Origin of the sequence: Bradyrhizobium sp. SEMIA, from assembly GCF_014844175.1 — a bacterium.
GTDB classification, from domain to species: domain Bacteria; phylum Pseudomonadota; class Alphaproteobacteria; order Rhizobiales; family Xanthobacteraceae; genus Bradyrhizobium; species Bradyrhizobium arachidis.
In genome coordinates this window covers 4,393,947-4,414,061 of the sequence record NZ_CP046601.1, presented here as the reverse complement: position 1 = coordinate 4,414,061, position 20,115 = coordinate 4,393,947, and the positions used below count along the sequence as shown (strand labels likewise).

Sequence of the window (20,115 nt, the reverse complement as noted above, 5' to 3'; positions counted from 1 at the left end):
CGCGGCGTACTCGATGCCCCGGTCAAGCCGGGGCATGACAGCTCGTTTTGGAGCACCGCTTACCGGCACTTCGGCGACAGCGTCGGCACGTTCGGCCAAGGCCAGTTCTTCCAGCTTCCGTCCGCTTCCACGCAGACCGACGGTCCGGGGCTGTTCGTTGGCGCAGGGGTGCTCGCCGTCTTTGATGCCGCAAAGCGATGGTCGACATAGGTCGTCGACACATAGCCGGCGACGATGACGCCCAGCATCACCGAGGACCCCTTGGCCAGCTCGCTCAGCTTCATCGATCGTCTCCATACGCTTGCCATCGCTGAGACAACGAATAACCGGCGCCGCGGGATCCCCTAAGTGACCGGCGTCACGCCCGCCAGATCACGCTTTCCAGACCATCTTCAGCACAGGCCGGCCCGAGGTCGGATTCACGTCGTCGCCGGCGTGCGTAAAGCCGTTGCGCTCGTAGAAGCGGATGGCGCGGGCATTGTCCTTGTTGACGAGCAGCGTGATGCCCGACGGCGACAGCCGCTTGGCCTCGTCCACCAGGAGCCGCGCCGCATCCGAGCCCCAGTGATCCGGATCGACTACGAGCTGGTCGAGATAGCCCTCGCCGTCGATGGTGACGAAGCCGGTCAGCGCGCCGTCCTGTTCGGCGACGACGATTTGGGCGTTCGGCACCAGATCCTTGCGCCAGCGCTCGCGCCACCATGCGAGCCGCGCAGCGAAATCGATCTGCGGATAGGCCTGCTGCCAGGTGCGATGCCAGAGATCGATCGAGGCTGCCTCGTCCTCGGGCCGGTAGGGGCGGAGGTGGAGCGCGCTCACTACCGCTCCGTCAGCTTCAGCTCGATGCGACGGTTGCGCTTGTAGGCCTCCTCGGTGTTGCCGGTGTCGAGCGGCTGGAATTCGCCGAAGCCGGCAGCAACGAGGCGCTGGGCCGGCACGCCGAGCGAGATCAGGTACTGCACCACCGAGATGGCGCGGGCCGCGGAGAGGTCCCAGTTCGACTTGAAGTTCACCCCGGTGACCGGGCGCAAATCGGTGTGACCGTCGACGCGCAGCACCCAGGGAATCTCGCTCGGGATCTTCTTGTCGAGATCGATCAGCGCGGTCGCCAACGTCTCGAGCTCGGCGCGGCCCTCGGGCAGCAAGGTCGCCTGTCCGGTGTCGAAGAACACTTCGGACTGGAACACGAAGCGGTCGCCGACGATGCGGATGTCGGGGCGGTTACCCAGGATCGCGCGCAGGCGGCCGAAGAACTCCGAACGATAGCGCGACAATTCCTGCACGCGCTGCGCCAGCGCAACATTCAAGCGAGAACCCAGGTCGGCGATGCGGTTCTGCGATTCCTTGTCACGCTTCTCGGATGCGTCGAGCGCCTCTTCCAGCGCCGCCAATTGCCGCCTGAGCGCGCTGATCTGCTGGTTCAGCACCTCGATCTGCGCCAGCGCCCGCGCCGAGACCGCCTTTTCCGAGTCCAGCGCCTTGCCGAGCTCGGCGGTCTTGCCCTGCGCGTCGTTGCCGGCGCTCGCAAGGCCCTCGTAAAGGCCCTTCATGCGGTCGCGCTCGGACTCCGCCGAGGCAAGGCCGGCCTTCAGCTGCGAGACCTGGTCGTCGAGCGAGAGCTTGCCGAGCTTCTCCAGCGAGAGCAGCTCGTTGAGCTGTGCGATCTTGGCATTGAGCTGCTCCAGTGCCTTGTCCTTGCCGGTGACCTCCTGCGACAGGAAGAATTGCACGACCAAGAAGACCGAGAGCAGGAACACGATCGACAGCACCAGCGTCGACAGCGCGTCGACGAAGCCGGGCCAGTAATTGAAGGCGCCTTCGCTGCGGCGGCCGCGCGCTAGAGCCATGTTGCTAACCCTTCTGCTAACCCTTCTCGGGCTGGCGCGCGAGCCGTTCCAGGAGGCGCCGGATCTCGCGGTTCTGCTCGCCCTGGCCGTCGGCCCATTCGCGGATCATCTGCTGCTCGGTGCGCATATGCGAGACCAGCGCCTGGATCGCTTCGGCAAGGCTTGCCATCGCCGCGGTGGTGCCGCGGCTGCCGCTGCCTTCCTCGAGCACGGAGCGCAAGCGTTCGACGGCCGCCTGAAGCTCGCCGCTGGCGACGCCGCCGCCGGTGGCTGCTGCGACCGCGACTTCGCCGCTGCCATATTCGCGCACCGTGGTGGCGAGCCAGTCTTCGAGGTCGGTGTAGAAGCGGTTCTGCGCCTGGCTCGATTGCAGATCGAGGAAGCCGAGGATCAGCGAGCCGGCGAGGCCGAACAGGGAGCTCGAGAACGAGATGCCCATGCCACCGAGCGGGGCGGCGAGGCCCTCCTTCAGCGTGTCGAACAGGGCGCCGGAATCGCCGCCGACCTTGAGCCCGTCGATCACCTTGCCGACCGAGCCGACCGTCTCGATCAGGCCCCAGAAGGTGCCGAGCAGGCCGAGGAAGACCAGGAGGCCGGTCATGTAGCGGGAGATATCACGGGCTTCATCCAGGCGGGTCGCGATCGAATCGAGCAAATGCCGCATGGTGGTCTGGGTGATGCTCATCCGCCCGGAGCGCTCGCCGCCCAGGATCGCGGCCATCGGCGCCAGCAGCTTCGGGTGCCGGGACGGGGCGAGGCCGGGATCGGCAACGCGGAAATTGTTGACCCAGGAGACCTCAGGATAGAGCCGGATCACCTGGCGGAAGGCCAGGATGATGCCGATGAACAGCACGCCGCCGATCAGGGCATTGAGCCCGGGATTGGCGAAGAAGGCCTGGATGATCTGCCTGTAGAGCACCACGCCCACCAGGGTGCACAGCACCAGGAAAACCAGCATCCGTACCAGGAAGACGCTGGGCGAGGACAGTTTCGTATACTCGATATCCATGGAGGAGCGGGGCGGGGCGCCAGGCGGCATGGCCGGTATCATCCGTTACGAACGTGATTGCAGTGCGCACTATGGCACAGCGCCAGCCCAAAAAAAGCGCCGGATGAGCCGATTTCGTGGACAGCGGCCGGAACCCAAAGCGGAAACCGTGCTTTGATAACGCATCGTCTGCAAAAGTTTGCCCATCCCCAGGCCGCCGCTGCCCTGGGCCTGTCCCCGGCCTGTTGCCGGCATCTGCGTTCTTTCCTCCGCTGCCCCCATAAGACCTGCCCAAGGGAGTGGTCGCATGAGCGTCGTCTCCGCCATCATCGGGACTGCCGAACGCGTGCCGCTGCCCGACGTCGTGATCCGCGCCGCGATCCAGCGCCTGTGCTCGCGCACGGCCTCACGCTTGTCGGCGCCGGGTGCAGCCGACGATGCCGCCTTCGCCGGGCGGATGATCCTGCGGCCGATCGCCGGCGAAGCGGATGCCGGACATCGCGAGGTACCGGCAGCGTTCTTTGCGCAGCTGCTCGGCCCCAACCTCAAATACTCGTGCTGCTTCTACAAGACCGATGCGACCACCTTGCAGGAGGCGGAGGAGGAGGCGCTGCGGCAGTCCGTCGAGCACGCCGGTCTCGCCGACGGCCAGACCATCCTCGACCTCGGCTGCGGATGGGGCTCGCTGTCGCTGCGGATGGCGCGGCAGTTTCCGCACGCGACGGTGACCGCGGTGTCGAACTCGCAGGCGCAGCGCGCCTATGTCGCGGACGAGGCGCGGCTGCGCGGGCTGTCGAACCTGCGCGTGGTCGATGCGGACATATGCGCGTTCGCGCCCGAAGGCGCGTTCGACCGTATCGTCTCGGTCGAGACGTTCGAGCACGTCATGAACTGGCGCAAGTTGATGACGCGGCTGCGGTCGTGGCTCGCGCCCGAGGGGCGCTTCTTCATGCACATCGCCACCCATCGCGCCGGCTCCGATCTGTTCGACCGGCCCGATCGCGAGGACGGGATCGCCCAGCACGTCTTTACCGGCGGGCTGATGCCGAGCCATCACCTCGTCAGGCAGTTCGACGACATCTTCGCGATCGAGAAGGAATGGTGCTGGAGCGGCACGCATTATCAGCGCACCGCGTACGACTGGCTCGCCAATTTCGATGCGCATCGCGACGCGATCGAAGCGTCCTTGCACGAGGTCCATGGCGAGGAGGCCGGCCTCTGGATGCGGCGCTGGCGCTGGTTCCTGCTCGCGACCTCAGGCCTGTTCGGCTATGCCGACGGAACCGAATGGGGCGTCAGCCGCTACCGGCTGAAGGCCGCTGAGTGATTGCGATGTTCCGTCGCAGCGCGCCGTGATGGAACCCGACTCACAATCCGGTGAATCCAAAAAAACCTCCAGAAGTCAGCGCGATAGGCCGTGTGACATTGAGCCGCCCGCCGGATGCGTTGCGTCGCAGCAAGTCCATTCTATTTTGACGGCAGCAGTCGCGCGGAATCGCCCAGGACGGGCCGGCGCGGTGTGTGATCAGTTTCAACAACATCGGGGCACTTACCTTCATGTCAGGACTTCGCGCGCGAACGGCATGCGTTGCAATGATGCTCGCGGCCTTTGCGCCGCTGCTCGCCGGCTGCGATGAATCGAACTCGGCCGTCTCCGCCGCTCCGCCGGCCGACCCTGACGTCAGCATCGTCGTCGTCAAGCAGCAAGCCCGCGCCGTGGTGCGCGAGCTGCCGGGCCGCATCGCGCCGACCCGCATGTCCGACGTGCGGCCGCGCGTCTCCGGCATCGTGGTCGAGCGCCTGTTCCGCCAGGGCAGCGAGGTGAAGGCCGGCGATCCGCTCTACCGCATCGATCCGCGTCCGTTCGAGGTCGAGGTGATGGCCAACGAGGCCGCGCTCGCCAAGGCCGAGGCTGCGCTGATGCAGGCCAAGCAGCAGGCGCATCGTATCGCCACGCTGACCAGCCAGCGCGCCGCGCCCGAGGCTGAGAACGAGAAGGCGGTCGCCGCCGAGCGCCAGGCCCAGGCCGAGGTCGAGGGCCGCAAGGCCGATCTCGCGCGCGCCAAGCTCAATCTCGACTACGCCACCGTGCGCGCGCCGATCGACGGCACCGTCGGTGCGGCCCTCGTTAGCGAGGGCGCGCTCGCGGTGCAGAACGAGACCAATCTTGCCACCATCCAGCAGCTCGATCCGATCTATGCCGACTTCACCCAGTCGGTGAACGAGCTCAACCAGCTCCGCCGCGCCTTCGAGAGCGGCGATCTCGAGCGCATCGCCGCCGATGCCGCCAAGGTCCGCCTCGTGCTCGACGACAACACGCTTTATTCGCTCGACGGCAAGCTCTTGTTCTCCGACGCCAAGGTCGACGCCCATACCGGGCAGGTGACCTTGCGCGGCGAGTTCCGCAACCCCAAGCGCGAGCTGCTGCCGGGCATGTATGTCCGTGTTCGCATCGACCAGGGCCTCGACTCCGATGCCATCGCGGTGCCGCAGCAGGCGATCCAGCGCAATGGCGGCGGCGGCAGCGAAGTGTTCGTGGTCAAGGACGACAACCGCATCGCGGTGCAGCCGGTGCGCACCGGCTCGGTGCAGGACGGCTTCTGGTTCGTCACCGAGGGCCTGAAGGCCGGCGACAAGGTCGTGGTCGAAGGCTTCCAGAAATTTGCGGCCGGCGACAAGGTCAAGCCGCAATCCTGGTCGGAGGCGGACGCGACCGCGGACAACCGGCACGCCGAAAAAGTCACGCGGTAATCCGCCATGGCGAGTTTCTTCATCGACAGGCCGATCTTTGCCTGGGTGGTCGCGCTGTTCATCTGTCTGATCGGCGCGATCGCGGTGCCGCTGCTGCCGATCGCGCAATATCCGATCATCGCGCCGCCCTCGATCTCGATCTCGACCAGCTATCCCGGCGCTTCGCCCGAAAACCTCTACAACAGCGTCACGCGCCTGATCGAGGAGGAGCTCAACGGCGCCTCCGGCATCCTCAATTTCGAATCGACCAGCGACTCGCTCGGCCAGGTCGAGATCATCGCCAATTTCCAGCCGGGCACCGATACCAGCGCGGCTTCGGTCGAGGTGCAGAACCGCATCAAGCGCGTCGAGGCGCGCCTGCCGCGCGCAGTGATCCAGCAGGGCATCCTGATCGAGGAAGCCTCGAGTGCCGTGCTGCAGATCATCACGCTGAACTCGACCGACGGCAGCCTCGATGAGGTCGGCCTCGGCGATTTCATGATCCGCAACGTGCTCGGCGAGATCCGCCGCATCCCCGGCGTCGGCCGCGCCACGCTCTATTCGACCGAGCGCAGTTTGCGTGTCTGGGTCGACCCGGCCAAGCTCGTCGGCTATGGCCTGACCGCGGACGACATCAACAAGGCGATCGCCGCGCAGAACGCGCAGGTGGCCTCGGGCAGCATCGGCGCCGAGCCCTCGACCGCGACCCAGCGCACCTCGGCGCTGGTGCTGGTCAAGGGCCAGCTCTCCTCGCCGGACGAATTCGGCGCCATCATCCTGCGCGCCAATGCCGACGGCTCGACCGTGCGCCTGCGCGACGTCGCGCGCATCGAGGTCGGCGGCCTCAGCTACCAGTTCAACACGCGCCTCAACGGCAAACCGACCGCCGGCCTCTCCGTGCTGATGTCGCCGACCGGCAATGCGCTGGCGACCGCGAGCGCGGTCGAGGAGAAGATGAAGGAGCTGTCGCGCTTCTTCCCGGCCAACATCACTTACGAGATCCCCTACAACATCACGCCCGTGGTCGAGGCCTCGATCAAGAAGGTGCTGTCGACGCTGGTCGAAGCCGTGGTGCTGGTGTTCGTGGTGATGTTCCTGTTCCTCCAGAACATCCGCTACACCATCATTCCGACCATCGTGGTGCCGGTGGCGCTTCTGGGCGCCTGTACCACGCTGCTGCTCGCCGGCTATTCCATCAACATGCTCTCGATGTTCGGCATGGTGCTCGCAGTCGGCATCCTCGTCGACGACGCCATCGTCGTGGTCGAGAATGTCGAACGCATCATGAGCGAGGAGGGCCTGTCGCCGAAGGAGGCGACGCGCAAGGCGATGTCGCAGATATCGGGCGCCATTATCGGCATCACCCTGGTGCTGATGGCGGTGTTCGTGCCGATGGCGTTCTTCCCGGGCTCGGTCGGCATCATCTACCGCCAGTTCTCGGTGACCATGGTCGCCGCGATCGGCTTCTCCGCCTTCCTCGCGCTGTCGTTGACCCCGGCGCTGTGCGCGACCCTGCTCAAGCCCGTCACGGCCGGTCATGGCCACGCGAAGCGGGGCGTGTTCGGCTGGTTCAACCGCATGCTCGAGGGCGGCAAGGAGGGCTATTCCCGCACCGTCGGCTTCTCGCTCAGGCGCACCGGGCGCCTGATGCTGGTCTATGCCGCGCTGCTGGTGGGCCTGTCCTGGGCCTTCGTCAGCCTGCCCGGCGGCTTCCTGCCGATCGACGACCAGGGTTTCGTCACCACGGACGTGCAGACGCCGTCGGATTCGTCCTATCCGCGCACCGAGGCCGTGATCGAGAAGGTCGAGAAATATCTCGCCGAGCGCCCGGGCGTGAAGGATGTCACCTTCCTCACCGGCTTCAGCTTCTCCGGCCAGGGCATGAACACCGCGCAGGCCTTCATCACCTTGAAGGACTGGTCCGAGCGCGGGCCGAAGGAGTCCGCCGCGGCGATCGTCAATGACATCAACCGCGATCTGGGATCGTCGATCCGCGATGCCAAGATCTCCGCGCTGCAGCCGCCGCCGATCGACAATCTCGGCAACTCCTCCGGCTTCTCGTTCCGCCTCCAGGACCGCGGCCAGAAGGGCTATTCCGCCCTGATGCGCGCGGCCGACCAGCTGATCGCGGACGCCAATGCGAGCCCGGTGCTGCAGAAGGTCTATATCGAGGGCCTGCCCGAGGCCGGCGTGGTCAATCTCGTGATCGACCGCGAGAAGGCAGGTGCCTTCGGCGTCACCTTCGAGGACATCAACAACACGATCTCGACCAATCTCGGCTCGAACTACATCAACGACTTCCCGAACCGCGGCCGCATGCAGCGCGTCGTGGTGCAGGCAGATAGCCGTGATCGCATGCGGACCGAGGACATCCTCAACTACAACGTCAAGAACAGCCGCGGCCAGCTGGTGCCGTTCTCTTCCTTCGCTACCGTCGAATGGGCGCGTGGTCCGACGCAGATCGCCGGCTTCAACTACTATCCCGCGGTGCGCATCTCCGGCGAAGCCAGGCCCGGCTTCACCTCGGGCGATGCCATCGCCGAGATGGAGAAGCTTGCGGGAAGGCTGCCGCGCGGCTTCGGCTATGAATGGACCGGACAATCGCTCCAGGAAAAGTTGTCGGGCTCGCAGGCGCCGTTCCTGCTCGGCCTCTCGGTGCTCGTGGTGTTCCTGTGTCTGGCCGCGCTCTACGAAAGCTGGACCATCCCGCTCGCGGTGCTGCTCACCGTGCCGCTCGGCATCGTCGGCGCCGTGATTGCGGCGATGCTGCGCGGCCTGCCCAACGACGTCTATTTCACCGTCGGCCTCATCACCATCATCGGTCTCGCCGCCAAGGACGCGATCCTGATCATCGAGTTCGCCAAGGACCTGCGCAAAGAGGGCAAGCCGCTGGTGGACGCCACCATCGAAGCCTGCCGCCTGCGTTTCCGCCCGATCCTGATGACCGGCCTTGCCTTCATCTGCGGCGTGCTGCCGATGGCCATCGCTCACGGCGCCGGCGGCGCCAGCCAGCAGGCACTCGGCAGCGTCGTGATGGGCGGCATGATCGCGGTGGTGATCCTGGCGCTCTTGATGGTGCCGGTGTTCTTCGTCTCGGTGCAGCGCGTGCTGGCGGGAGACCGGGAGCCGAAGGCGGCGAAGGAAGCCGAGGCGTATGGGCCGCCTGCGCCGGTGAAGCCCTAGGGCAAACTGTCATGCCCCGCGAAGGCGGGGCATCCAGTACGCCGCGGCCTGTCCGTATCCACGAACGACTCTGGAATACTGGATCACCCGCTTTCGCGGGTGATGACGGCGGAGTGTGAAGCGCGAGCTGTCGCCTTAGGCCGGCTTCCGCAATATCTTCACCAGCTCGCCGTGCACGAACTCGTTGCCGCACACCACGTGGCCGGTCAGCAGGGGATCGTCGTTGCCCTGGACGCCAGACACCGTGCCACCCGCTTCGCGCACCATCAGCATGCCGGCGGCGATGTCCCAGGATTGCAAATTGCGCTCCCAATAGCCGTCGAGGCGGCCGGCGGCGACGAAGGCCAAATCGAGCGAGGCGGCGCCGAAGCGGCGCAGGCCCGCGACGCGGTCCTGGATCGCAGTCATCTCGCGGCGGAATTCCTCGTGGTCGCCGCGGCCGATATGGGGCAGGCCGCAGGCCACCACGCATTCGTTGAGCTGGCGGCGGCCGGCGACGCGCAGGCGCTGGTCGTTGAGGAAGGCGCCCTTGCCGCGCTCGGCGATGTAGAGCTCGTCATTGGCGGGATTGTAGATCACGCCGGCGATGACCATGCCCTCGCGGGCGAGGCCGATCGAGATCGCGAATTGCGGAATGCCGTGGAGGAAGTTGGTGGTGCCGTCCAAGGGGTCGACGATCCAGGTGTGGCTCTTGTCGGTGCCCTCGCGGGTGCCGCCTTCCTCGCCGATGAAGCCGTAGCCGGGCCGCGCCTTGGCGAGGTCCTGGTAGAGGATCTCCTCGGCGCGCTTGTCGGCGAGCGAGACAAAATTGGCCGGCCCCTTCAGCGAGACCTGCAAATGCTCGATCTCGCCGAGATCGCGCTTGAGGCTACGGCCAGCGCGGCGCGCGGCCTTGACCATGACGTTGATAGTTGCGGAATACAGCATGGGCTCTGGGTCTTGTCGGGGGAAAGGGCGCGAAAGCACGCCTGTTTGAGCGATTGGGTGCCCTGCGGGGGCCCTCAGGTCAAGTCATTGCGTCAGGTCATTTGGTCCCGAGCCATTTCTTGGCGGCGGCCTCGGCCTTGGCCCGGTCCTCGGCCGGCAGGTCGGAGAGCTGCTTGTCGAGATCCGGATCGCCCTTGCCGCTGGTCTTCGCCACCAGATGCCATTTGAAGCCCTCGATCTTGTCCACGGGCACGCCCATGCCGTTGATCAGCACCCAGGCCAGGCGATTCTGCGCGATCGCGCTGCCCTGGCGGGAGGCCTTGCGAAGCAACGCGACAGCCGCCGGCTGGTTCTTCGGCGTGCCGGTGCCGTTGAACATGGCGATGGCATATTCGACCTCGGCATCGACATTGTCGGCGAGCGAGGCGGCCTGGAGCAGGCGCACTGCGCGCTCGGGGTCCTTCGGGACCCCGGTGCCTTCCTTGTAGAAGGTCGCGAGCGCATATTGCGCCTCGGGCAGGCCGGCATCCGCGGCCTGGCGCAAGAGCTCGGCGGAACGCTTGACGTCCTGCGGCAGGGTCTGGCTGTCGAGATACAGCAAAGCGAGGTTGTAGGCCGCCTTGGGCTCGCCGAGCTTGGCGGCGGAGGCCATCAGCTTCACCGCCTCGCCCTTGTCGACCGGGCCGCCGCGGCCGGAAATGCGCATCATGGCGAGCGCGAACATCGCTTCGCGGTCGCCGGCGTCCGCAGCGCGCTTGTACCATTCGACCGCCTTGGCGTAGTCGCGGCGGATGCCCATCGCGTTGGAATAGAGCTCGCCGAGCATGGTCATCGCCTTGGGATCGCCGGTCGCGGCGCGCGCGGTGGCGAGATCGAACGCGGTCTTGTACTGGCCGCGCTGATAGGCGCCGAACACCAGATCGACACCGGGCGTGTCGCTGGGCGGCGCGGGAATCACGGTTGCGGGCAGCGCCGGTTTTGGCGAGGCGGCCGGCTTGGGAGAGGCCGACGGTTTCGGCGCCGGAGCGGCCTCCTTCTTCTTGGCGGCGGGAGGCGGTTTGGGCTTCTGCTTTTCGGCGGGCGGGCTGGGGACCGTCGCCGGTGGCGTGATCTGGAGCTGTGCGGCCGCGGGCACTGTCAACAGCAGCGTGGCCAGGATGGTGATGCACGGGAGCTTCATGTCGGGTGCTAACCGTGCTCCTCACCCGCAGGCGCGGTGGCATGGGCCTTCTTGATCGCAGCATCGGCCTCGATCAGCGCAGCCTTCGGCCCGCGCGGATCGGCCCAGATGAACTCGCCGACCAGCACGAAATCGGCGCCGCTGGCGGCGAAGTCGTAGGCCTCTTGCAGCGAGGTCGCAAAGCCGACGCAGGGCGGCTCGAACAGCTCGGCCCACCAGTCGAGCCGCTCGGCGATCGCCTGCGACGACGGCCGCTGTCCCTTCGCGTCGGGCTCGCCGAACAGCAGGTAGTCGGCACCCATCTCGCCCGCATCCATGGAATGGTGCCGCGTCGTCAGCCCGCCGACGCCGGCGATGCGATCGGGCTTGAGCGATGGCAGCGCCTCCTTCAGCGCGGCGATGCCGGGCAGGTGTGCGCCGTCGGCGCCGCCACGTGCGACGAGCTCAGGATGGCCGTCGACCAGCAGCGCGGCGCCCGCCTTTTGCACCGGCGGCGCGAGCGCCTTGATGCGCGTGATCATGCTGCGCTGGTCGGTCTCCTTCAGGCGCAGCAGCACGGCGGCGACATCGGCGGAGGCGAGCAGGCCCGGCAGCTCGGCGACAAGCGCAGCGGGATCATCGACAACGGGCGTCGCGAGATAGAGACGCGGCGCCGGGCGCGGCGGAGGCGATTTGTTCGACAAGATCTAGGCCGCTTTCTTTTCCAGGCTGCTTTGCCATTCGCCCTTGGAGGCGAGACCGTTCATGCGCGCGCGATGGCTGAACGCGCTCTGTCCGGCCGCGACATTCTCGGCCTTGCCCGACCAGGCCTTCTGCGGCGCGGCCTGCAGCGCGCGGCCGTAGGAGAAGGTCAGGCCCCAGGGCAGCGGGCCGAGCTTGTGCATGGCGTTGAGATGCGCGGTTGCCTCCTCGTCGGACTGGCCGCCGGAGAGGAAGGCGATGCCGGGCACCGCGGCGGGCACGCACGCCTTGAGCATTCGGATCGTCTTCTCCGCGACCTCCTCGACGGAGGCCTGCTTTGCGCATTTCTTGCCCGAGATCGCCATGTTCGGCTTCAGCACCATGCCTTCGAGCGCGACGCGCTGCACGCGCAATTCCTGGAAGGTCTTGTTGAGCACGCGGCTCGTCACCTCATAGCAGCGCTCGATGTCGTGATCGCCGTCCATCAGCACCTCGGGCTCGACGATCGGCACGATCTGCGCGGCCTGGCACAGCGCGGCATAGCGCGCCAGCGCATGGGCATTGACGCTGATCGCGGTCATCGAGGGAATGCCGCTGCCGATGTCGATCACCGCGCGCCATTTGGCAAAGCGCGCGCCGCGCTCGTAATATTTCTTCAAGCGCTCGGCGAGCTTGTCGAGCCCGATGGTGACGAGCTCGCCCGGGCACATCGGCAAGGCTTGCGTACCCTCGTCGACCTTGATGCCGGGAATGGCGCCGCTCTGTTCGATCAGCTTGACCAGGGGCGTACCGTCCTTCGCATCCTGCCAGATCGTCTCGTCATAGAGGATCACGCCGGAGATGTACTGGCTCATGGCGTCCTTCGACCGGAACAGCATCTCGCGATAGTCGCGGCGGTTGGTTTCGGTCGATTCCACGCCGATCGCGTCAAAACGCTTCTTGATGGTGCCGGAGGATTCGTCGGCGGCAAGGATGCCCTTGCCCGGGGCGACCATGGCGGTCGCGATCCTGTTGAGCTCAGTCAGATTCATCGAGAGGTCCTCCCAAAACGATTCTGCCCTTGCCCGTGAAAATAGACCGTTCTCGGGCAATTGCCGAGTTAACGTTGGTCGCAGGGTAAAGGGGGGATCGGCTTGGGGTCAGCGCTGGGCCGGCCGGGCGGCTCTTTACCTCGCCCCGCTTGCGGGGAGAGGTCGGATCACATCGCAGATGTGATCCGGGTGAGGGGGTATCGGTCTATCGAAAGGGCACAATTCGCGGCGAGAGCCCCTCACCCCAACCCTCTCCCCGCGAAGAGCGGGGAGAGGGGGAGGATAGAGCGGGCGCGCCGCGGCTCACGCCACCGCGATCGCTTACGCCACCTTCGGGTCCAGCTCGCCCTTGGCGTAGCGCTTGGCCATTTCGGCCGTGGTCAGGACCTTCTTGATCTTGGAGGCCTGGCCCGCGGTGTTGAACTCCTGGAGCCGCTGCTTACACAGCTTGGTCATGGCTTCCATCGCCGGCTTCAGGTACTTGCGCGGGTCGAACTCTTCCGGGTTGTCCTTGAGCACTTTCCGGATCTGGCCGGTCATGGCCATGCGGTTGTCGGTGTCGATGTTGATCTTGCGCACGCCGTTCTTGATGCCGCGCTGGATCTCGGCAACTGGCACGCCCCAGGTCGGCTTCATCTTGCCGCCATAGGCGTTGATGATGTCCTGGAGGTCCTGCGGCACCGAGGAGGAGCCGTGCATGACCAAGTGCGTGTTCGGCAGCTTGCGGTGGATCTCCTCGATCACGTTCATGGCGAGGATGTCGCCGTCGGGCTTGCGGGTGAACTTGTAGGCACCGTGCGAGGTGCCCATCGCGATCGCGAGCGCGTCGACCCTGGTCTCCTGGACGAACTTCACGGCCTCGTCCGGATTGGTCAGGAGCTGGTCATGGCTGAGCTTGCCCTCGGCGCCGTGGCCGTCTTCCTTGTCGCCCATGCCGGTCTCCAGCGAGCCGAGCACGCCGAGCTCACCCTCGACCGAGATGCCGCCGAGATGGGCCATGTCGGTCACGGTCTTGGTGACGCCGACATTGTAGCCCCAGTCGCCGGGGGTCTTGCCGTCGGCCTTGAGCGAGCCGTCCATCATCACCGAGGTGAAGCCGGCCTGGATCGCGGTCATGCAGGTCGCGGGCTCGTTGCCGTGGTCGAGATGCACGCAGACCGGGATGTGCGGATAGATCTCGGTCACCGCGTCCATCATGTGCTTGAGCATGACGTCGTTGGCGTAGGAGCGCGCACCGCGCGAGGCCTGGATGATGACGGGCGCGTCGACCTGGTTGGCGGCGTCCATGATCGCCAGCGCCTGCTCCATGTTGTTGATGTTGAAGGCCGGTACGCCGTAATCGTTCTCAGCCGCATGGTCGAGCAATTGACGCAACGTGATCCGAGCCATCTGTCTTTCTCTCCGTTTGGGCCTAAAGGGGGCCGCTTCTTGCTTGCCGTTCTAAATTACTTGGTGCGCAGAACTTCGACGCCGGGCAGGGGCTTGCCTTCCATCCATTCAAGGAACGCGCCACCGGCGGTCGAGACATAGGTGAAATCACCGGCCACATGGGCCTGGTTGAGCGCGGCAACCGTATCGCCGCCGCCCGCGATCGAGATCAGCTTCTTGGCCTTGGTGCGCTCGGCCGCGTGCTTGGCGGCCGCGACCGTGCCGCGGTCGAACGGCTGCATCTCGAAGGCCCCGAGCGGTCCGTTCCAGACCAGCGTTGCCGCGTCGTCGATCGCGGCATGGACGCGCGCGACCGATTGCGGGCCGACGTCGAGGATCATGCCGTCGGCCGGGATCGCGTCGAGGCCGTAGGCATGCGAGGGCGCATTGGCGGCGAAATGATAGGCGACGGTGGCGTCGACCGGCAGGATAATGGCGCAATTGGCGGCTTCCGCCTTCTCCATGATGCGCAGCGCGGTCGGTGCGAGATCCTTCTCGGCCAGCGACTTGCCGACCGCGACGCCCTGGGCGTGCAGGAAGGTGTTGGCCATGCCGCCGCCGATCACCAGCGCGTCGACCTTGGTGACGAGGTTTTCGAGCAGGTCGATCTTGGTCGAGACCTTGGCGCCGCCGATGATGGCGATAACAGGCTTGGTCGGCGAGCCCAGCGCCTTCCCCAGCGCATCGAGCTCGGCCTGCATGGTGCGGCCGGCATAGGCCGGCAGCTTGTGGCCGAGGCCTTCGGTCGAGGCATGGGCGCGGTGCGCGGCCGAGAACGCGTCACTGACCCAGATGTCGCCGAGCTTTGCGAGCTCAGCGACGAAGGCCGGATCGTTCTTTTCCTCTTCCTTGTGGAAGCGGGTGTTTTCGAGACACAGGATGTCACCATCATTCAAGGCCGCCACAGCCTTGGCCGCGGGCTCGCCGATGCAATCGTCGGCGAACGCAACGGGCTTCTTCACGACCTTCGACAGCGCTTCCGCGACGGGCTTGAGCGACTCTTTGGGATCGCGTCCCTTGGGCCGGCCGAAATGCGCGAGCAGGATGACCTTGCCGCCCTTGTCGGAAAGCTCCGTGATGGTCGGCGCGACGCGCTCGAGCCGGGTCGCGTCGGTGACGCGCCCGTTGTCCATGGGCACGTTGAGATCGACGCGCAGCAGCACGCGCTTGCCCTTCACATCGACGTCGTCGAGGGTGCGGAATTTGTTCGCCATCGGACACTCTCTCTTGTCCCGGGCGCTACTAGCGGCACGAAGTGTCGCTGTGCAGAACCGGGACCTACGCGGGGAGATGGGTCCCGGCTCTGCGGAGCAGCGCAAGCGCGCTGCACCGCGTCCGGGACACGAGACCTACGTTCTTAGATCACCTTCGCCATCGCGACGGCGGTGTCCGCCATGCGGTTGGAGAAGCCCCACTCGTTGTCGTACCAGGACATCACGCGCACCAGCGTGCCGTTCTGCACCTTGGTCTGGTCCTCGTGGAAGGTCGAGGAGTGCGGGTCGTGGTTGAAGTCGATCGAGACGTTCGGCGCATTGGTGTAGCCGAGGATGCCCTTGAGCTGCTGCTCGCTGGCGCGCTTCATCGCCGCGTTGATTTCCTTGGCGTCGGTGGCGCGCTTGGCGACGATCTTGAGGTCGACGACCGAGACGTTCGGGGTCGGCACGCGGATCGCGACGCCGTCGAGCTTGCCCTTCAGCTCGGGCAGCACCAGGCCGATCGCCTTGGCGGCGCCGGTCGAGGTCGGGATCATCGACATCGCAGCCGCACGGCCGCGGTAGAGATCCTTGTGCAGCGTGTCCAGCGTCGGCTGGTCGCCGGTGTAGGCGTGGATCGTGGTCATGAAGCCGGTCTCGATGCCGACGAGATCGTTCAGAACCTTGGCGACCGGCGCGAGGCAGTTGGTGGTGCAGGAGCCGTTCGAGACGACCAGGTGATCCTTGGTCAGGGTCTCGTGGTTGACGCCGTAGACGATAGTGGCGTCGGCGCCGTCGGCGGGGGCGGAGACCAGCACGCGCTTGGCGCCGGCGGTCAGATGCGCGGAGGCCTTGTCCTTCGCGGTGAAGATGCCGGTGCACTCCAGCGCGATGTCGACGCCGAGATCCTTCCAGGGCAGCTTCGAGGGATCGCGCTCGGCGGTCACCTTGATCTTGTTGGCGCCGAGGCTGATCGAGTCACCATCGACGGTGACGGTGCCGGGGAAGCGACCATGGACGCTGTCGAAGCGGAGGAGATGGGCGTTGGTCTCGACCGGACCGAGATCGTTGATGCCGACGACCTCGATGTCCTTGCGGCCGGACTCTGCGATAGCCCGCAGCACGTTGCGGCCGATGCGGCCAAAACCGTTAATTCCGACGCGGACTGCCATGTTTCGTCTCCTTCAATGACCGTTCAGTGACGGCTGTTCAATAACCCCATCGTCCCGCACAACGCGCTTGGCGCGCCTGCGAGGTTTTTTAGACGGAACGCCCGGTTCGGCCGGGCGGTGCTTGATCATATGAGGAGTGTCGTAGTCCTTTTTTTTGGCAAGCTCAACTCTTAGGAAACGCGCTTCAGCACAGCGTTAACCGCAGCCTCGGCGGTAATGCCGAAATGCTTGAAAAGGTCCTTCGCCGGGCCGCTTTCGCCGAAGGAATGCATGCCGACGAATTCACCATCCTGGCCGATCACGGCATCCCAGCCCCAGCGCACGGCGGCCTCGATCGCGACCTTCACCGGCGCGTTGCCGATGATCTCGGCGCGCTTGGCCTCTGGTTGCGCTAACAACAGCTCGAGCGAGGGCACCGAGACCACCCGTGACGCGATGCCGCGCTCGGCGAGCTGCTTCTGGGCGGCAACCGCGATCTCGACCTCGGAGCCGGAGGCGAACAGCGTCGCCTTGGCTTCGCCTTGCGCTGCGACCAGCTCGTAGGCGCCGGCGGCGCAAGGGCTGTCGTTCGGCGCGGTGGTGCGGAGCTGCGGCAGGTTCTGCCGCGTCAGCGCCAGCACGGTCGGGCCGTCGATGCGGTTCAGCGCGAGCTCCCAGCACTCGGCGACCTCGATGGCATCGCAGGGGCGGAACACGCGCATGTTGGGAATGGCGCGAAGCGCGGCGAGGTGCTCGACCGGCTGGTGGGTCGGGCCGTCTTCGCCGAGACCGATGGAGTCATGCGTCATCACGTAGACGACGCCGGCGCCCATCAGTGCGGCGAGGCGCATCGCGGGCCGCGCATAATCGGTGAACACCAGGAAGGTCGCACCGTTCGGCGCGAAGCCGCCATGCAGGAAGATGCCGTTCATCGCCGCGCACATGCCGTGCTCGCGGATGCCGTAATGGATGAAGCGGCCCTTCGGCGTCTTGGCGGAGAAGGCGGTCGCCGATTTCGCCTTGTTGTTGTTGGAGCCGGTGAGATCGGCCGAGCCGGCGAGGAATTCCATCGGCATAGCGCCGGCAATCACCTCGATCACGGCTTCCGAGGATTTGCGGGTCGCCGCCGTCATCGGCTTTTCCAAGAGCTCCTTCTTGTACGCGCGCACCGCCTTGGCGAGCGAAGCCGGCCGCTCATGGCGCAGGCGGCGCTCGAACTCGGCGCACTTGCGGCTGCCGAGCTCAGCGAGCCGTGCTTCCCATTCCTGCCGGGCCGCAGCACCGCGGCTGCCGGCTGCGCGCCAAGCCTTCAGCACGTCATCCGGCACGGAGAACGGCTCGAGCGAGATGCCGAGATTTTCCTTGGCGGCCTTGAGCTCGTCGGCGCCGAGCGCCTCGCCATGCGCCTTCGACGTGCCGGCCTTGTGCGGGGCGCCGAAACCGATGGTGGTGCGGCAGGCGATCAGTGTCGGCTTGTTCGACTTCTTCGCGCGCGTGATGGCGTCGGTGATGGCGGCCTGATCCTGGCCGTCGATCTTCTCGGCGGCCCAGCCCGCCGACTTGAAGCGCTTCACCTGGTCGACGGAATCGGCGATCGAGGTCGGGCCGTCGATCGAGATGCCGTTGTCGTCGTAGAGCACGATCAGCTTGCCGAGCTTCCAGTGCCCGGCCATCGCGATCGCTTCCTGCGACACGCCTTCCATCAGGTCGCCGTCGGAGGCGAGCACATAAGTGTGATGGTCGACGATCTTCTTGCCGAACTCGGCGGCCAGCATCTTCTCGGCGAGCGCCATGCCGACCGCGGTCGAGATGCCCTGGCCGAGCGGGCCGGTGGTGGTCTCGATGCCGTTGGTGCGGAAATTCTCGGGGTGTCCGGGCGTCAGCGAATCGACCTGACGGAACTGCTTGATCTGGTCCAGCGTCATTTCGGAATTGCCGGTGAGATGCAGCAGCGAATAAAGCAGCATCGAGCCGTGGCCGGCCGAGAGCACGAAGCGGTCGCGATCGGGCCAGCTAGGCGCGGCCGCGTCGTATTTCAGGAACTGCGTGAACAGCACGGTTGCGATGTCGGCGGCACCCATGGGCAGGCCGGGATGGCCCGATTTCGCCTTCTCGACAGCGTCCATCGAAAGGCCGCGGATCGCGTTGGCCATACGGGTGTGGTCGACCTGCGTCATGTCTGAAATCCGTCTGGAATGAGGCGCTTGGCGGTGTACGCCCGCGCGGGAAGGGGGCCTCGCGGCCGCGTAAGGTCGGGGCTGGGATAGCACCTCAGTTCCGGAAGTCCAAGGCAATCAAACGCCGGTTTGGCCGCAAAAGTTGCGTCATACAGGCTCTGGACCCGAAGGGCCGGGTTAGCGAAAAGTGGCGGCCCGGTCTTGCTTGCGGCAAAGGCGGGGCGTGTGCGCGGGGGATCATGCTCGCAAGATCGGTGCATAGTTTCGCGGCGGCGTTGCGCTTGGCTAGCTTGCCACGTAAATTTCTGCTTCTAACCGCTTGCCGAACCGAGTCTTTTGCCGGACGGCAAGCTCCAGGGAAAGGCCACTGGGTAAAGGCCGCCAGGTTCCGCCGCTGACTGCATGAACGATCGCGTTTCCAACAGCTCTGCCATGACGGAGTCCTCGGCCGTCGAGATCGAGATCGCGACTCGCAGGCTGACGGCGGCGCTCGACGCGCTCGAAAGCGCGGTGGAGCGGCGGCGCGATGCCGATCGCGACGAGAACGAGTTGGCTGCGCGCATCCAGGCGCTCGGCGCCGATCGCTCGCGGCTTGCCGACGAGCTCGATGGAGCTTTGGTGAAGGCGCGCAAGCTCGAGCGCACCAATCGCGAGATCTCCGACCGGCTGGATTCCGCGATCGTCACGATACGCTCGGTGCTCGATACCGGAGAGGACGGATGAGCCACATCAACGTCACCATCAACGGCCGGCAATACCGCATGGCCTGCGAGGAAGGCCAGGAGGTGCGGCTGCTCAAGCTCGCCGAGAGCCTGGAGACGCGCATCCAGTCGCTGCGCGGAAAGTTCGGCGAGATCGGCGATGCGCGCCTCACCGTGATGGCGGCGCTCACCGCCTGCGACGAGCTGGTCGATGCCGGCAACCGCATCCGCACCATGGAGCAGGAGCTGAACGAGCTCCGGGATTTCCGCAATGCCGCCGTCGAGCGCGCGAGGATGACGCAGACCGCGGTGGTCAACGCGCTGAACGCCGCCGCCGAGCGAATCGAGAAATCGACCCAGGTCCTGAACCGCACCGTCGGCGGCGGCATCGCGATCGGGTAGGGCCTGCTGCCACGCAGGCACTGCGCTCCCTCCCCCGCTTGCGGGGGAGGGAGCGCACCGGTGAACTTGGCAAGCAAGTGGGTAGCCACTCGCCGGGCTGGCGATTCGTCAACATCGTTGTTACATTGTCCCGGCGAGGCTGCGACGTGCGTCAGGAGCCATATATCCCCGGGGCCTTATCGATCCTTTAGGGAACTGTCCCTGGCCGGGCCCGTGGGCTCGGGCATATGGTGCCCACCTACTTTCGTAGGGAACTCCGGGATCGAGTGCTTCAACGGCGTCCGCGGCCTCGCACTGTTTCTTCCTTCTGGTTCGTGCCTGTCGAATTTGCGTCCCCGACACGCTTGCGGTTCAATTGAGGCTCGGTGTCATGCCCCGCCTGGTGCGCAATTGCGCACGGGGACCGGGGCATCCAGGACGCCGCGGCGTCGAGGTCTGTGCACTGGCGTTTCTGGAATACTGGATCGTTCGCATTCGCGGACGATGACGGCGGAGC

At 66.0% G+C, this 20,115-nt stretch carries 17 protein-coding genes and 1 other RNA gene; 6 read left to right on the top strand and 12 right to left on the bottom strand.

Annotation, left to right across the window (positions count from 1 at the left end; translation table 11 throughout):
* Positions 1 to 59: 59 nt before the first annotated feature.
* The 4 genes from FOM02_RS21535 to FOM02_RS21520 all read right to left on the bottom strand — a co-directional run bounded on the left by FOM02_RS21535 (position 60) and on the right by FOM02_RS21520 (position 2,886).
* Complete coding sequence (locus FOM02_RS21535; protein ID WP_027561137.1) at positions 60 to 284, bottom strand: hypothetical protein; 225 nt, start codon at positions 282 to 284, stop codon at positions 60 to 62.
* An 88-nt stretch (positions 285 to 372) separates the two neighbouring features.
* Entirely contained in the window at positions 373 to 819 is a 447-nt protein-coding gene (locus FOM02_RS21530) for a GNAT family N-acetyltransferase (RefSeq protein ID WP_027561136.1), read from the bottom strand.
* Positions 819 to 1,847, bottom strand: a complete 1,029-nt coding sequence (locus FOM02_RS21525; RefSeq protein ID WP_027561135.1) for a peptidoglycan -binding protein — start codon at positions 1,845 to 1,847, stop codon at positions 819 to 821. The genes FOM02_RS21530 and FOM02_RS21525 overlap by 1 nt, the downstream gene beginning before the upstream one ends.
* 16 nt (positions 1,848 to 1,863) lie before the next feature.
* Positions 1,864 to 2,886 (bottom strand): hypothetical protein, encoded by a 1,023-nt coding sequence (locus FOM02_RS21520; RefSeq protein WP_027561134.1) that lies wholly within the window; start codon positions 2,884 to 2,886, stop codon positions 1,864 to 1,866.
* A 256-nt stretch (positions 2,887 to 3,142) separates the two neighbouring features.
* Between FOM02_RS21520 and FOM02_RS21515 the strand changes: the two genes are divergently transcribed.
* The 3 genes from FOM02_RS21515 to FOM02_RS21505 all read left to right on the top strand — a co-directional run bounded on the left by FOM02_RS21515 (position 3,143) and on the right by FOM02_RS21505 (position 8,748).
* The gene (locus FOM02_RS21515) at positions 3,143 to 4,162 is read left to right on the top strand and encodes an SAM-dependent methyltransferase (protein WP_027561133.1); all 1,020 of its coding nucleotides are present in this window, start codon (positions 3,143 to 3,145) and stop codon (positions 4,160 to 4,162) included.
* 230 nt (positions 4,163 to 4,392) lie between these two features.
* A complete protein-coding gene (locus tag FOM02_RS21510) occupies positions 4,393 to 5,586 on the top strand; it encodes an efflux RND transporter periplasmic adaptor subunit (RefSeq protein WP_092216635.1) in 1,194 nt (397 codons plus the stop codon).
* A gap of 6 nt (positions 5,587 to 5,592) precedes the next feature.
* Positions 5,593 to 8,748 carry a multidrug efflux RND transporter permease subunit gene (locus FOM02_RS21505; RefSeq protein ID WP_027561131.1) on the top strand — a complete coding sequence of 1,052 codons (3,156 nt, stop codon included), beginning with the start codon at positions 5,593 to 5,595 and terminating at the stop codon, positions 8,746 to 8,748.
* Between the two features lie 135 nt (positions 8,749 to 8,883).
* Here FOM02_RS21505 and FOM02_RS21500 read toward each other — a convergent pair whose 3' ends face one another.
* The 8 genes from FOM02_RS21500 to tkt form a co-directional block, all read right to left on the bottom strand.
* Positions 8,884 to 9,675 (bottom strand): inositol monophosphatase family protein, encoded by a 792-nt coding sequence (locus tag FOM02_RS21500; protein ID WP_027561130.1) that lies wholly within the window; start codon positions 9,673 to 9,675, stop codon positions 8,884 to 8,886.
* A 97-nt stretch (positions 9,676 to 9,772) separates the two neighbouring features.
* Positions 9,773 to 10,855, bottom strand: a complete 1,083-nt coding sequence (locus FOM02_RS21495) for a tetratricopeptide repeat protein (RefSeq protein WP_092216554.1) — start codon at positions 10,853 to 10,855, stop codon at positions 9,773 to 9,775.
* A gap of 8 nt (positions 10,856 to 10,863) precedes the next feature.
* Positions 10,864 to 11,538, bottom strand: coding sequence for a thiamine phosphate synthase (locus tag FOM02_RS21490; protein ID WP_027561128.1), 675 nt, complete (start codon positions 11,536 to 11,538; stop codon positions 10,864 to 10,866).
* A 3-nt stretch (positions 11,539 to 11,541) separates the two neighbouring features.
* The gene (locus FOM02_RS21485) at positions 11,542 to 12,567 is read right to left on the bottom strand and encodes a class I fructose-bisphosphate aldolase (protein ID WP_027561127.1); all 1,026 of its coding nucleotides are present in this window, start codon (positions 12,565 to 12,567) and stop codon (positions 11,542 to 11,544) included.
* Between the two features lie 321 nt (positions 12,568 to 12,888).
* Positions 12,889 to 13,956 carry a class II fructose-bisphosphate aldolase gene (gene fba, locus FOM02_RS21480; protein ID WP_027561126.1) on the bottom strand — a complete coding sequence of 356 codons (1,068 nt, stop codon included), beginning with the start codon at positions 13,954 to 13,956 and terminating at the stop codon, positions 12,889 to 12,891.
* 56 nt (positions 13,957 to 14,012) lie between these two features.
* Complete coding sequence (locus tag FOM02_RS21475; RefSeq protein ID WP_027561125.1) at positions 14,013 to 15,209, bottom strand: phosphoglycerate kinase; 1,197 nt, start codon at positions 15,207 to 15,209, stop codon at positions 14,013 to 14,015.
* 143 nt (positions 15,210 to 15,352) lie between these two features.
* Positions 15,353 to 16,360 (bottom strand): type I glyceraldehyde-3-phosphate dehydrogenase, encoded by a 1,008-nt coding sequence (gene gap / locus FOM02_RS21470; protein ID WP_027561124.1) that lies wholly within the window; start codon positions 16,358 to 16,360, stop codon positions 15,353 to 15,355.
* 170 nt (positions 16,361 to 16,530) lie between these two features.
* Complete coding sequence (gene tkt / locus FOM02_RS21465) at positions 16,531 to 18,525, bottom strand: transketolase (RefSeq protein ID WP_265442199.1); 1,995 nt, start codon at positions 18,523 to 18,525, stop codon at positions 16,531 to 16,533.
* A 393-nt stretch (positions 18,526 to 18,918) separates the two neighbouring features.
* Between tkt and FOM02_RS21460 the strand changes: the two genes are divergently transcribed.
* The 3 genes from FOM02_RS21460 to ssrS all read left to right on the top strand — a co-directional run bounded on the left by FOM02_RS21460 (position 18,919) and on the right by ssrS (position 19,913).
* On the top strand, positions 18,919 to 19,239 hold the full coding sequence (locus FOM02_RS21460; RefSeq protein WP_014439722.1) for a DUF4164 domain-containing protein: 321 nt from the start codon (positions 18,919 to 18,921) through the stop codon (positions 19,237 to 19,239).
* Positions 19,236 to 19,619, top strand: a complete 384-nt coding sequence (locus tag FOM02_RS21455; RefSeq protein ID WP_027553871.1) for a cell division protein ZapA — start codon at positions 19,236 to 19,238, stop codon at positions 19,617 to 19,619. The genes FOM02_RS21460 and FOM02_RS21455 overlap by 4 nt, the downstream gene beginning before the upstream one ends.
* 133 nt (positions 19,620 to 19,752) lie before the next feature.
* Positions 19,753 to 19,913: non-coding RNA, 6S RNA (gene ssrS, locus FOM02_RS21450), on the top strand.
* Positions 19,914 to 20,115: the final 202 nt, after the last annotated feature.

Excerpts from the sequence above, each read along its gene's own strand:
- FOM02_RS21505 (WP_027561131.1), top strand. The coding sequence starts at position 5,593 with ATGGCGAGTTTCTTCATCGACAGGCCGATCTTTGCCTGGGTGGTCGCG.
- fba (WP_027561126.1), bottom strand. The coding sequence starts at position 13,956 with ATGGCTCGGATCACGTTGCGTCAATTGCTCGACCATGCGGCTGAGAAC.
- gap (WP_027561124.1), bottom strand. The coding sequence starts at position 16,360 with ATGGCAGTCCGCGTCGGAATTAACGGTTTTGGCCGCATCGGCCGCAAC.
- FOM02_RS21475 (WP_027561125.1), bottom strand. The coding sequence starts at position 15,209 with ATGGCGAACAAATTCCGCACCCTCGACGACGTCGATGTGAAGGGCAAG.
- FOM02_RS21525 (WP_027561135.1), bottom strand. The coding sequence starts at position 1,847 with ATGGCTCTAGCGCGCGGCCGCCGCAGCGAAGGCGCCTTCAATTACTGG.
- FOM02_RS21455 (WP_027553871.1), top strand. The coding sequence starts at position 19,236 with ATGAGCCACATCAACGTCACCATCAACGGCCGGCAATACCGCATGGCC.
- FOM02_RS21485 (WP_027561127.1), bottom strand. The coding sequence starts at position 12,567 with ATGAATCTGACTGAGCTCAACAGGATCGCGACCGCCATGGTCGCCCCG.
- FOM02_RS21535 (WP_027561137.1), bottom strand. The coding sequence starts at position 284 with ATGAAGCTGAGCGAGCTGGCCAAGGGGTCCTCGGTGATGCTGGGCGTC.
- FOM02_RS21495 (WP_092216554.1), bottom strand. The coding sequence starts at position 10,855 with ATGAAGCTCCCGTGCATCACCATCCTGGCCACGCTGCTGTTGACAGTG.
- FOM02_RS21460 (WP_014439722.1), top strand. The coding sequence starts at position 18,919 with ATGAACGATCGCGTTTCCAACAGCTCTGCCATGACGGAGTCCTCGGCC.
- FOM02_RS21520 (WP_027561134.1), bottom strand. The coding sequence starts at position 2,886 with ATGCCGCCTGGCGCCCCGCCCCGCTCCTCCATGGATATCGAGTATACG.
- FOM02_RS21510 (WP_092216635.1), top strand. The coding sequence starts at position 4,393 with ATGTCAGGACTTCGCGCGCGAACGGCATGCGTTGCAATGATGCTCGCG.
- FOM02_RS21500 (WP_027561130.1), bottom strand. The coding sequence starts at position 9,675 with ATGCTGTATTCCGCAACTATCAACGTCATGGTCAAGGCCGCGCGCCGC.
- FOM02_RS21515 (WP_027561133.1), top strand. The coding sequence starts at position 3,143 with ATGAGCGTCGTCTCCGCCATCATCGGGACTGCCGAACGCGTGCCGCTG.